The following is a 12016-nucleotide window of genomic DNA, read 5'->3' on the forward strand; positions in this document are numbered from 1 at the left end:
CGCCCCGGGCCGCGCGAGCGTCACCGACGCCGCCGGCCGCGAGGACCTCCCCGTCGTCTTCGAGTCCGGCCACCGCACCGCGATGCGCCTCGCCCGCGACGCCGCCCACGGCCGCTGCGTCCCCGACGACGTGGCCGACCTCCGCTCGCTCCTCGCCGCAGCCCCCGCGCTGGCCGGCGAGCGCCCGAGCTGATCCCCGAACCCAACCCCTCCACCACACATCAGGCACCACAACATGCAACGGAGCACGAAATGCCACAGCAGTCATCCAGCGCCTTCGGCAACGGACTCACCCGTCGATCCCTCCTGAGCGCGGGCGTCGGCGCCGCGGCCGTCGGCCTCCTCGCCGCGTGCAGCGGCGGCGGGGGCGGCGCGAGCGGCGCCGCCGCGCCCCTGAAGTTCTGGAACATGCCCTGGGGTGCGCCCGCCTTCCTCACGGAGGACAAGGCGATCTCCGCGGCCTACAAGCCCGCGAGCGGCATGGGCGCCGTGAGCTACCAGCAGGTCCAGTGGGCCAACTTCACCCAGACGTTCTCCACGGCCGTCGCGGCCAACAACGGTCCCGCCGTGAGCTCCGGAGGCGGGACGACGGCGTTCCTCTTCGAGTCGCAGGGCAAGATCGCGTACGCCGACGACCTCATCGAGTCGTGGAAGTCGAACGGCATCTACGACGACTTCCTCCCGGGCCTCGTCGACACGCTGAAGACGGCCAACGGCTACGCGGCCGTCCCGTACAACCTCGACATGCGCATGTACTGGTACCGCAAGGACCTCCTCGAGAAGGCCGGCGTCGAGGCGCCCACCGACTGGGACTCCTACGAGGCCGCGTGCGCGGGGCTGAAGAAGATCGGCGTCTACGGCTACGGCACCCGCTCGGGCGCCGGCGCCTTCACGGGCTTCCACCAGATCGTCGCCCACATGATCAACAACGGCGGCGGCCTCTTCGACGGCGACCAGAACCCGGACGTGGTGACGGACAAGAACATCGAGGCCGTCGAGTGGGTGCTCGGCATGGTCAAGAACGGCTACGTCGACCCCCGCAGCGCCACCTACACGTCCGACAACGCGTACCAGCAGATGGACGCCGGCACGTTCGGCATGCTCTGGGACGGCGCGGGCGCCACGGCGAACGTCAGCCCGGAGACCGCGGCCAACATGGTGGTCGGCGACCCGCTCGTGGGCCCCGGCGGCGAGAAGGGCGCGCTCTACTTCCCGAACAACATCATGATGTACAAGTCCACGCCCAGCCAGGAGAACAGCGAGGCGTTCCTCACCTACTACTACGAGAACATGAAGACGCTGTGGACCAAGCAGACCGGCATCGGCCTGCCGCCGCTGAAGTCCATCGCCGAGGAGGCGTACGCCGACGACGCGAACACCACCAAGATCCTCAACGACTGGCAGCCCATCTCGAAGACGTGGGGCGCTCCCGGCTCCAACACGGTCTTCCAGAACGTGACCAAGGTCGACGGCACGCAGCCGACCATCTCCTTCGCGCAGGCCGTCCTCGGCGGCACCGTCACCGCGAAGGGCGCCCTCGAGACGCTGCAGAAGGAGCTGGAGGCGGGCGCCTGATGCGCGCGCGTCCGGAGTCCCTGACATGGACGGGGTGACCTGATGGCGCTCGACACGAGGGTCGTCGACAAGATCGGGCAGGCGCGCCGCGGCGTCGGCGTGGCCGGCTCCGGTCGGCCGCCCGCCGCGCCCCGGAAGGGGCGCGGCAAGACGCCGCTCGGGCGGGCCGGCAAGACGCTGGCGCTGTTCGCGCTGCCGTCGCTGATCCTGCTGGTGCTGCTCAACGTCTACCCGGTCGTCTACTCGTTCCTGCAGTCCCTGCAGCAGGGCACGCCGTCGACGCTCCCGTGGGAGACGCCGTTCGTCGGCCTGCAGAACTACGCGAACGTCCTCACGTCGGAGTCGTTCCGCAACGCGACCACGTTCACGATCGTCTTCACGGTCACGGGCGTGTTCGGGTCCTGGCTCGTGGGGCTCGCCCTCGCGCTGCTGCTGCGCACCCGGATCCCCGCCAACGGGCTCTTCAAGGTGCTGCTGCTCCTGCCGTGGATCGTCCCGGTGGTCGTCTCGTCGACCTCCTGGAACTGGCTGGTGGCGACGCCGCAGAGCCCGGTGCCGATCATGCTGGAGACCCTCGGGATCCCGGACGCGAACTTCCTCGGCGATCCCGTCCTGGCGCAGATCGTGGTCTGCGTCTTCAAGGTGTGGATCAGCTTCCCGTTCATGCTGATGATGATGTCCTCGGCGCTCGCGTCGGTGGACTCCAACGTCTACGAGGCGGCGAAGATGGACGGCGCGAACGCCTGGCAGGCGTTCCGCGGCGTCACGCTGCCGATCATCTCGCGGACCACCTACATCAGCTGGGTGCTGATGACGATCTTCTGCGTCAACGACTTCCCGACGATCTTCCTGCTCACGCAGGGCGGTCCCGTGAACGCGACGACGTCGCTCATCGTGCTGGCGTACCAGCAGGCGTTCCAGAACCTGCAGACCGGGCCGGCGACGGCGGTGGCGTTCATGATGACCGCCGTGCTCGTCATCGTCTCGACCCTCCTGTACCGGCAGATCAAGAAGGCGGACATCGAATGAGCCAGCCACTCGCGGTCGGCGGCGCCACCTCGGCGACCGTCGGCGACATCACGCGCGCCGAGGTCAAGCGGACGTCGGCGAAGGAGCGGGAGCAGAAGGGCCAGTGGTGGCGCTTCCTGTTCATCGCGATCATCACCCTGATCGTGATCACGCCCATCCTCGCGGTGCTGTTCCTCTCCACCCAGCCGGGGCAGAACTCGACGGCGACCGGGTTCACGCTGGAGAACTTCCAACGGGTGCTCGGCGGCACCGACGTGATGATCTGGCTCGGCAACAGCCTGCTCGTCGCGCTCGTGACCGTGGTGGTCTCGGTCGTCATCGCCGCTCCCGCCGGGTACGTGCTGAGCCGCTCGCGGTCCAAGCTCGTGTCCGGGTACTCGCTCGTGCTGTTCGTGGTGCAGGCCCTGCCGGTGGTGACGGCGGCGATCCCGCTGTTCATCACCTTCTCGGCCATGGGCCTCATCAACACGCTGCAGGGCGTGGCGATCATCTACATCGGATCGACCATGTCGGTCGCGATCTGGATGATGGCGGCCTACATCGACTCCATCCCCATCACCCTGGAGGAGGCGGCCTGGATGGACGGCGCGAGCGTGTTCAGCGGCTTCGTCCACGTGGTGCTGCGGAACTCGCTGCCCGGCATCCTGTCCACCGCGATCTTCTCGTTCCTGCTGGCGTGGAACGACTACCTGATCGCGCTCCTGTTCCTGCAGGACTTCACGAAGTACACCCTCCCCATCGGCCTCAACACGTTCTTCCAGCAGAACGCGGCCGACTGGGGCTCGGTGATGGCGGTCGCGGTCATCATGATGCTGCCGCCCGTGCTGATCTTCGCCTTCCTGAACAAGTACTTCAGCGTCGGCGGGATCGGCGGCTCGCTCGCCGGGAGGTGATGCGCGCTGGGCGCGGGTGAGGCCGCGCTCACGACGAGAGCCCGCCCCCGCGGATCCGATCCGGATCCCGGGGGCGGGCTCTCGTCGTGCGCGGTGCCCCGCGGTGGTCACACTCCGTCACGTCCCGGCGCGCAGCCGCCCCGACCTGACAGGCTCCCGAGCACCCGGACAGGAGCACCACGTGACGATCACCGCACCGACGACCGCCGCCGTCGCGAGCCCGCCCTGCCCCGTCCCTCCCACGGAATGGCCGCTCATGACGGACGAGTTCACGTTCAGCATCACCACCACCCCCTTCGACGAGGACTACCGGCCGGCGGAGGGCTCGCGGGTCACGACCAACTTCGCGAACCTGGCCCGGGGGGAGCGTCGCCGGGAGAACCTCCGCGACGCCCTGGCGATGATCGACGACCGGTTCAACGGCCTCGCGCACGCCGGGAACCCGGACCGGGACCGCTACGCCGTGGGACTCGACATCGTCTCCGTGGGGCTGCGCTTCGCCGACGGCGACCGGGAGTTCCCGCTGCTGGAGATCCTGAAGACCCGGATCCTCGACCGCCGCACCGGTCGATGTCACCCGGGGATCCTGGGCAACAACCTCTCGTCCTACATCCGCGACCACGACTTCAGCGTGCTGCTGCCCTCGCTCGGCGGCTCGCCGGCCGGATCCCCCCTCCCCGACGACTTCGGCGCCCTGCACGGGGCGCTCTTCCAGCACTTCCGCGAGTCGGCCGCGTACGCGGAGCACTCGGCGACGCCGCCCGTCGTCTGCATCAGCGTGTCGACCAGCAGGACCTACCGGCGGACGGGGCTCCACCACCCCGTCCTCGGCGTCGAGTACGCGCAGGACGAGCCCTCGCTGACCGACCGGTACTTCGCGAGGATGGGGCTGCGGGCCCGCTTCTTCATGCCGCCCGGCAGCGCGGCGCCCCTCGCCTTCTACACCTGCGGCGACCTGCTGGGCGACCACACGGACCTGCAGCTCATCGGCACCATCAGCACGATGGAGACGTTCCAGCGGATCTACCGGCCCGAGGTCTACGGCGCGCGCTCCGCCGCCGGCGACGTCTACCGCCCGGACCTGACGGCCGGGGACCACGTGCGGCCCCCCATCGCCTACGACCGCGAGGAGCGCGCGCGGCTCGCGGTCGAGCAGGGGCGGTACGCGGAGGAGCACCTGATGGCGCCGCACGGGGACCGGCTGCGGCGATGGGCCGCCGCGCGCGTCGGGGCAGCCCGATGACCGCCCGCGCATCCCGGCCGACGTCCCGGCTCCTGCCCACCTCGCCCGTCGGCAGCCTGCCCAAGCCGTCGTGGCTCGCACAGCCGGAGACCCTGTGGTCCCCGTGGCGGCTGGAGGGCGATGCCCTGGTCGAGGGGAAGCAGGACGCCCTGCGCGCCGCCGTCCACGAGCAGCACCAGCGGGGCATCGACGTCGTCAGCGACGGGGAGCAGACCCGCCAGCACTTCGTCACGACGTTCATCGAGGGCCTCTCCGGCGTCGACTTCGCGCGCCGGGAGACCGTGCGCATCCGCGACCGGTACGACGCGAGCGTGCCGACCGTCGTCGGCGCCGTGGGCCTCGAGGCGCCGGTGTTCGCCGCCGACGCCCGGTTCCTGCGCCAGCAGACGGACCAGCCGATCAAGTGGGCGCTGCCGGGGCCGATGACCATGATCGACACCCTCGCCGACCGCCACTACGGGAGCCGGGAGGACCTCGCCTGGGAGTTCGCGACCATCCTCAACGAGGAGGCGCGGGCCCTCGAGGCGGCCGGGGTCGACATCGTCCAGTTCGACGAGCCCGCCTTCAACGTCTTCTTCGACGACGTGCGGGACTGGGGCGTGGCAGCCCTGGAGCGGGCGGCGGAGGGGCTGCGCGTGGAGACCGCCGTGCACATCTGCTACGGCTACGGGATCACGGCGAACACCGACTGGAAGGCGACGCTCGGATCGGAGTGGCGGCAGTACGAGGAGTCGTTCCCGCTCCTCGCCCGGTCCACGCTCGACATCGTCTCGCTGGAGTGCCGGAACTCGCACGTGCCGCTGGAGCTGCTCGAGCTCGTCCGCGGGAAGAAGGTCATGCTCGGTGCCATCGACGTGGCGAGCGCGGAGGTCGAGACCCCGGAGGAGGTCGCCGACACGCTCCGCCGAGCGCTGCGGTTCGTCGACGCGGAGCTGCTCATCCCGAGCACCAACTGCGGGATGGCGCCGTTGGCCCGGCCCGTCGCGCTGGGCAAGCTGAGCGCGCTGAGCGCGGGAGCGGCCCTCGTCCGCGAGGAGCTGGGGTCCTAGGCTGAGCGGCGCGTCCCGCACGCTGGAGTGCGTCGCGTCGACCCGAGGAGCACGATGAGCGCCGCACCGCACCCCGCCGACCGTCACGACCTCATCCGGGTGCGGGGTGCCCGCGAGAACAACCTCAAGGACGTCTCCCTCGACATCCCGAAGCGCCGCCTCACGGTGTTCACCGGCGTCTCGGGATCCGGCAAGTCGTCGCTCGTGTTCGGCACGATCGCGGCGGAGTCGAAGCGCATGATCGACGAGACGTACCCCGCGTTCGTGCAGGGCTTCATGCCCTCCCTCGCGCGGCCCGAGGTGGACCGCCTCGAGGGCCTGACGACGGCGATCATCGTCGACCAGGAGCGCCTGGGCGCGAACCCCCGCTCGACGGTCGGCACCGCGACCGACGTGAACGCCATGCTGCGCATCCTCTTCTCGCGCTTGGGCGTCCCGCGCATCGGCTCGCCCAACGCGTTCTCGTTCAACGTGCCGAGCGTGCGCGTCCAGGGGACGATGACGGTCGAGAAGGGCACCGCGACGCACGCGGTCGCGCAGGACCACACGATGCTCGGCGGCATGTGCCCGCGCTGCGAGGGCCTCGGCCGCGTCAACGACATCGACCTCGCGCAGCTGGTCGACGACTCGAGGACGCTGCTCGAGGGCGCGATCACCGTCCCGGGCTACACGGCCGACGGCTGGCTCGTGAAGATCTTCGTCGCGTCCGGGTTCGTCCCCGGCGACGTGCCCGTGCGCGACCTCACCGACGAGCAGCGGCGCGACTTCCTCTACAAGGAGCCGACCAAGGTCAAGGTCGACTCGATGAACATGACCTACGAGGGTCTCGTGCCGAGGATCCAGAAGTCGATCCTGTCGAAGGACAGGGAGTCGATGCAGCCGCACATCCGGGCGTTCGTCGACCGGGCGGTGACGTTCCAGCCGTGTCCCGACTGCGAGGGCACGCGGCTGGCCGCGTCCGCGCGGTCCTCGAAGGTGGCGGGCATGTCGATCGCGGACGCCTGCAGCGTGCAGATCTCCGACCTCGCCGCGTGGGTCCGCGGCATCGACGAGCCGACGGTCGCGCCGCTCGTGCAGTCGCTCGCGCAGACGCTCGACTCGTTCGTGTCGATCGGCCTCGGGTACCTGTCGCTCGACCGGGCCTCCGGTTCGCTCAGCGGGGGCGAGGCGCAGCGCACCAAGCTCATCCGGCACCTCGGATCGGCGCTCACCGACGTCACGTACGTGTTCGACGAGCCGACGATCGGCCTGCACCCGCACGACATCCAGCGCATGAACGACCTGCTGCTGCAGCTGCGCGACAAGGGCAACACGGTCCTGGTCGTCGAGCACAAGCCGGAGACGATCGCGATCGCCGACCACGTCGTCGACCTGGGGCCTGGCGCGGGCTCGCACGGCGGGGAGATCCGGTTCGAGGGCACGGTCGAGGAGCTGCGCGCCAGCGGCACCCTGACGGGCCGGCACCTCGACGACCGGGCGACGCTCAAGGACGCGGTGCGCGAGCGCTCGGGCGTGCTCGAGGTGCGCGGCGCGTCCACCCACAACCTGAAGGCGGTCGACGTCGACGTGCCGCTCGGGATGCTCACGGTGGTGACGGGCGTCGCCGGCTCCGGGAAGTCGTCGCTCATCCACGGCTCCGTCACCGGGCGCGACGGCGTCGTGTCCATCGACCAGACGGCGATCCGCGGCTCCCGGCGATCCAACCCCGCCACCTACACGGGGCTGCTCGAGCCCGTCCGCAAGGCGTTCGCGAAGGCCAACGGGGTGAAGCCCGCGCTGTTCAGCGCGAACTCCGCGGGCGCGTGCCCCACGTGCAACGGCGCGGGCGTGATCTTCACCGACCTCGGGCCCATGTCGACCGTGTCGACCACCTGCGAGGACTGCGGCGGCAAGCGCTTCATGGCCTCGGTGCTCGAGTACACGCTGGGCGGGAAGGACATCAGCGAGGTGCTCGCGCTGCCCATCGCCGAGGCGCGCGCGTACTTCGCGGACGGCGAGGCGAGGACGCCGGCGGCGGTGGCGATCCTGTCGCGCCTCGAGGACGTGGGGCTCGGGTACGTCACGCTCGGCCAGCCGCTCACGACGCTGTCCGGCGGCGAGCGGCAGCGGCTGAAGCTCGCGGTGCAGATGGCCGAGAGGCAGGGCGGCGTGTACGTGCTCGACGAGCCGACGACCGGCCTGCACCTCGCCGACGTCGCGCAGCTGCTGGGCCTCCTGGACCGCCTCGTCGACTCCGGCAAGACGGTGATCGTCATCGAGCACCACCAGGCGGTGATGGCGCACGCCGACTGGATCATCGACGTGGGACCCGGGGCGGGTCACGACGGCGGCACGATCGTGTTCGAGGGCACGCCCGCCGAGCTCGTCGCGGCGCGCTCGACGATCACGGGGGAGCACCTCGCGGCGTACGTCGGCGCCGACGGGTAGCCCGTCGGGCCGGGTCTCAGTCGTCCCCGAGGTCGACCGGCTCTCCCGTGTGGTAGTCGAGGAGCGCGCCGGGGGACCCGAGCACGGGCCGGTCGAAGCGGCCGGTGAGGTACATCGGGGTCACGAGGTACGACTCGCGCGCCCGCTCCGGCCGCGCCCAGCGCACACCGTTGGCGATCACGCGCTGCACGTCCGGGTGGTGGTAGACGGGGTAGACCTCGTCGCCGGGGCTGAAGTAGAAGACGCGCCCGTAGCCGCGCCGGTAGGTGATGCCGCTGCGGAACACCTCGCCGCCGGAGAAGCTGCTGATGAAGATCAGCTCGTCGGGCTCGGGGATGTCGAAGAACTCGCCGTACATCTCCTGGCCGGGGATCTGGATGGGCTGCGACACGCCCTCGGTGATGGGGTGCCGCGGCGCCACCGTCCAGACCAGCTCGCTGTCGCCGTCGTTCCGCCAGCGCAGGCTGCACGTGGTGCCCATGAGCCGGCGGAAGATCTTGGAGTGGTGCCCGGAGTGCAGCACGATGATGCCCATCCCCTCGAGCACGTGCCGCTGGATCCGGTCGACGACCTCGTCCGACACCTCCTCGTGGGCGGTGTGGCCCCACCAGAGCAGCACGTCGGTGCGGGCGAGCAGCTCCTCCGTCATGCCGTGCTCGGGGTCGTCGAGGACGCGCGTGGTGACGTCGGCGTCCGCGCCGAGGAGGGAGCGGATCCCGTCCGCGATGGTGGTGTGCATGCCGTCGGGGTAGATCCCCGCGACGACCGGCTTCACCTTCTCGTGCCGGAACTCGCCCCAGACGACGACGCGGATGGGGGCGGGGGTGCTGGTGCCGGTCATCGGGCGCCTCCTGACGCGGTCGTGGTCGTGGTCGTGGCCGGGGCGGATCCCCAGGCCGGGGTGCGGATGCCGTCGGCCGCGCTCGTCCACGAGCGCAGCAGGTCGGCGACGTCGGCGCTCCGCTCGTCGGCGATCGCCTGCGCGAGCGCGTCCTCCAGCAGGTCGACGATGACGACGCGCTCGCCGCCCCGCTCGCTGCTGCGGATCGCGCCCTCCACCATCGCGAGGCTCATCACGTTCAGCCGCACCTCGCTCTGCGGCGTGGTGCCGGTGCGGAGGGATCCGACGAACTCCTCGAGCGAGGCCTGGATGCCCTCGGGGCCGGTCGGCAGCCGGAATCCGGCGCCGTCGACGTCGACGCGGACGACGTCGTCGCCGTCCCAGGCCGCCGCGCCGTGCTCGCCGTACGCCCGCCAGTCGGCGTTCCACGAGGTGGGCATGCCCGACGTGCAGCGGCTGCCGACGTAGGCGAACCGCGCGCCGGACGCCAGCTCGAAGTCCGCGGTCGCCGCAGCGTCGCCGGCGAACCAGCTCCACGGCGGGTTCCACGAGCTGCACCGGACGGCCACGGGCTCCTCGCCCGTCGCGTACCGCAGCTGGTCGAAGTGGTGGATGGACATGTCGATGAGGAGCGGATGCGCCATCTGCTCGCGGAAGCCGGGCTCGTGGTCCTCGTGCAGGAACTGCGCGTGCACGACCGCGAGCGGCCCCACCTGCGCGACCGCCTCCCGGAACGCCACGAGGTGGTTGAAGTACCGGCGCGACTGGCTCACCATCAGGAGCCCGCCGGTGATGTCGGCGAGGGCGACCTGGCGGAGCGCCTCGGCGACGGTCGGCGCGAGCGGCTTCTCGCACAGCACGGGCAGGCCCGCGCGGAGCGCCTGCTCGTTGACGACGCGGTGCGCCTGCGGCACGGTCACGTTCACCACCGCCCGGGCGCCGGAGCGCTCCGCGACCTCCGCCACGGACGCGCCGACGGCGACGCCCTCGAGCCCGGCCTCGCGCACGGTGGCCTCCGCGAGCGGCACGTCGAGGTCGACGACCCCGGCGGGCGCCGCGTGCGGGCTGTCGGCGAGCATGCGGATCCACGCGCCGCCCATGGCGCCCGCGCCCACCACCACCACGGGGAGGCGCCCGTCGTGGTCGGCGGGCGAGCCGGTGGCGGTCTGGCCTCGGAGGTCGGTCGTATCGGTCATGGTGGTCATCCCTTCAGCGCTCCGCCCAGGCTGGACTTGAGCAGGTGCTTGCGGGCGACGACGTACAGCACGGCGGGCGGCAGGACGTAGACGACCGCGCTCGCGGCCAGGAGGCCCCAGTCGACCACGTTCCGCTCGCTGAAGGCACGGAACAGTCCGATGGCGAGCGGATAGAGGTCCTGATCCTGCAGGAGGACGAGCGGGGTGAGGAAGTCGCCCCACGAGCCCATGAACATGAGCATCGCGGCGGCTCCGAGACCCGGGCCGATCAGCGGCAGCACGATGCGCCGCGCGCCCTGGAGCCGCGTGTTGCCGTCCGTCCAGGCCGCCTCCTCGAGCTCGATGGGGACGGCGTCGACCGTCCCCTTCATCAGCCACAGGGTGACCGGGAGGCCGCTGACTGCCTGCACGAGGATCAGCCCGTGCAGCGTGTTGGCCATGCCGAGGTTCACCATGATCAGGTACAGCGCGACGATGGTCGCCGGCGCCGGGATCACGCGGATGAGCAGGATGCCGAACATGAAGAACCGGCGCCCCGGGAAGACGAAGCGCGAGAGCGCGTACCCGCCGGCGATCCCCAGCGCCAGGTTGAGGGCGGTCGACGAGATGGCGATCACGAAGCTGTTCAGCAGCAGCCTCGGCGTGCCGGCAGCGGTGAAGAACCGCGCGAAGTTGTCGAGGGAGAAGGAGGGGAGCTGCACGGTCGCACCCGCGTCGGCGTCGATCGCGCTGAACGCGACCCACGCGAACGGGACGAGGCAGAACAGCCCCAGCAGGACGATGAGCAGGTAGCCGATGCCCCGTTGGCCGATGGCCAGCGGCGTGAGCGGGCGGCGTCGTCTCCGGGCGGGCAGGGCCGCGGGAGCGTGGTCCTCGAACGTGGTCATGTCACACCTCCACCTTCGCCAGGCGGATGTAGACCGCGCCGAGCACAAGGACGATGACGAGCAGGATGATGGACGCGGCGCTGCCGATCCCGATCTGGGAGAACTGGAGCGCGCGCTCGTAGATGTAGATGGCCGCGAGGCGCGTCTGCCCGCCGGGCCCTCCGCGGGTGAGGAAGTAGACCAGGCCGAACACGCCGACGGTGCTGATGGTCGTGAGCAGCAGGTAGAGGAAGACCGGTCCACGGATGAGCGGGAGCGTGACGTGGCGGAAGATCTGGACGGCGCGCGCGCCGTCCATGCGCGCGGCCTCGATCAGCTCGACCGGGACGTCCTCGAGCGCGGCCTGGAACATGATCATCGCGAAGGCCACCCCGCGCCAGATGTTCACCAGGATGATCGCCAGCATCGGCGCCGTCTGCAGCCAGGCCGACGGCTCCTGCCCGAACACCGCGGTGAGCCGGTTGAGCGTGCCCTCCGGGCTGGTCGCGAGCACGCTCGCCCAGGTGAGCGAGGCGACGACCTCGGGGACCACCATCGGCGTGAGCACCGCCGCCCCGAAGAAGCCCTTGCCGCGGATCCACGGTCGGCTGAGGAGGATCGCGGCGACCATGCCGAGCACCGTCTGGCCGATGATGGCCGAGAACAGCAGGAACGTGCCGGTCTGCCCGAGCGACGCGAGGAAGTCGCCGTTGGTCAGCAGGTAGGCGAAGTTGTCGAGGCCGATGAACTTCGGGTCCCGGGCCGCGAACCCGGTGAGCTGCGTGTTGGTCAGGCTGAGCCACACGCTGTAGACCGCGGGCAGCACGATGAAGACCGTGATGAGCAGCGCCGAGGGTCCGAGCAGGAGCAGCACGAGCGGCAGGTCCGACCGCCTGC

General features: G+C 70.7%; 10 protein-coding genes and 1 pseudogene. 7 read left to right on the forward strand and 4 right to left on the reverse strand.

Annotation, left to right across the window (positions count from 1 at the left end; translation table 11 throughout):
* The 7 genes and pseudogenes from Q6969_RS07815 to Q6969_RS07845 form a co-directional block, all read left to right on the forward strand.
* A pseudogene (locus Q6969_RS07815) lies at positions 1–193 on the forward strand (hypothetical protein); the annotation flags it as partial.
* A 59-nt stretch (positions 194–252) separates the two neighbouring features.
* Complete coding sequence (locus Q6969_RS07820; RefSeq protein ID WP_317229928.1) at positions 253–1575, forward strand: extracellular solute-binding protein; 1323 nt, start codon at positions 253–255, stop codon at positions 1573–1575.
* Positions 1576–1617: 42 nt separating this feature from the next.
* A complete protein-coding gene (locus Q6969_RS07825) occupies positions 1618–2604 on the forward strand; it encodes a sugar ABC transporter permease (RefSeq protein WP_317229929.1) in 987 nt (328 codons plus the stop codon).
* Positions 2601–3497, forward strand: coding sequence for a carbohydrate ABC transporter permease (locus tag Q6969_RS07830; protein WP_317229930.1), 897 nt, complete (start codon positions 2601–2603; stop codon positions 3495–3497). The genes Q6969_RS07825 and Q6969_RS07830 overlap by 4 nt, the downstream gene beginning before the upstream one ends.
* A 256-nt stretch (positions 3498–3753) precedes the next feature.
* A complete protein-coding gene (locus Q6969_RS07835) occupies positions 3754–4740 on the forward strand; it encodes a putative oxygenase MesX (protein ID WP_317229937.1) in 987 nt (328 codons plus the stop codon).
* Positions 4737–5789: a methionine synthase gene (locus Q6969_RS07840; RefSeq protein WP_317229931.1), complete on the forward strand. Its 1053-nt coding sequence runs from the start codon at positions 4737–4739 to the stop codon at positions 5787–5789. Before Q6969_RS07835 ends, Q6969_RS07840 begins: the two co-directional genes overlap by 4 nt.
* Before the next feature lie 54 nt (positions 5790–5843).
* Positions 5844–8216, forward strand: coding sequence for an excinuclease ABC subunit UvrA (locus Q6969_RS07845; protein ID WP_317229932.1), 2373 nt, complete (start codon positions 5844–5846; stop codon positions 8214–8216).
* Positions 8217–8232: 16 nt separating this feature from the next.
* Here Q6969_RS07845 and Q6969_RS07850 read toward each other — a convergent pair whose 3' ends face one another.
* The 4 genes from Q6969_RS07850 to Q6969_RS07865 form a co-directional block, all read right to left on the reverse strand.
* Entirely contained in the window at positions 8233–9057 is an 825-nt protein-coding gene (locus Q6969_RS07850; RefSeq protein ID WP_317229933.1) for a ThuA domain-containing protein, read from the reverse strand.
* Positions 9054–10253: a Gfo/Idh/MocA family oxidoreductase gene (locus tag Q6969_RS07855; RefSeq protein ID WP_317229934.1), complete on the reverse strand. Its 1200-nt coding sequence runs from the start codon at positions 10251–10253 to the stop codon at positions 9054–9056. Before Q6969_RS07855 ends, Q6969_RS07850 begins: the two co-directional genes overlap by 4 nt.
* A gap of 5 nt (positions 10254–10258) precedes the next feature.
* A complete protein-coding gene (locus Q6969_RS07860; RefSeq protein ID WP_317229935.1) occupies positions 10259–11140 on the reverse strand; it encodes a carbohydrate ABC transporter permease in 882 nt (293 codons plus the stop codon).
* A gap of 1 nt (position 11141) precedes the next feature.
* Positions 11142–12016 (reverse strand): sugar ABC transporter permease (locus Q6969_RS07865; RefSeq protein WP_317229936.1); only part of this gene is annotated, 875 nt, incomplete at its 5' end.

This window comes from Clavibacter sp. MX14-G9D (assembly GCF_032917815.1).
Lineage (GTDB): Bacteria > Actinomycetota > Actinomycetes > Actinomycetales > Microbacteriaceae > Clavibacter > Clavibacter michiganensis_K.

Excerpts from the sequence above, each read along its gene's own strand:
- Q6969_RS07845 (WP_317229932.1), top strand. The coding sequence starts at position 5,844 with ATGAGCGCCGCACCGCACCCCGCCGACCGTCACGACCTCATCCGGGTG.
- Q6969_RS07835 (WP_317229937.1), top strand. The coding sequence starts at position 3,754 with ATGACGGACGAGTTCACGTTCAGCATCACCACCACCCCCTTCGACGAG.
- Q6969_RS07830 (WP_317229930.1), top strand. The coding sequence starts at position 2,601 with ATGAGCCAGCCACTCGCGGTCGGCGGCGCCACCTCGGCGACCGTCGGC.
- Q6969_RS07850 (WP_317229933.1), bottom strand. The coding sequence starts at position 9,057 with ATGACCGGCACCAGCACCCCCGCCCCCATCCGCGTCGTCGTCTGGGGC.
- Q6969_RS07860 (WP_317229935.1), bottom strand. The coding sequence starts at position 11,140 with ATGACCACGTTCGAGGACCACGCTCCCGCGGCCCTGCCCGCCCGGAGA.
- Q6969_RS07825 (WP_317229929.1), top strand. The coding sequence starts at position 1,618 with ATGGCGCTCGACACGAGGGTCGTCGACAAGATCGGGCAGGCGCGCCGC.
- Q6969_RS07840 (WP_317229931.1), top strand. The coding sequence starts at position 4,737 with ATGACCGCCCGCGCATCCCGGCCGACGTCCCGGCTCCTGCCCACCTCG.
- Q6969_RS07855 (WP_317229934.1), bottom strand. The coding sequence starts at position 10,253 with ATGACCGATACGACCGACCTCCGAGGCCAGACCGCCACCGGCTCGCCC.
- Q6969_RS07820 (WP_317229928.1), top strand. The coding sequence starts at position 253 with ATGCCACAGCAGTCATCCAGCGCCTTCGGCAACGGACTCACCCGTCGA.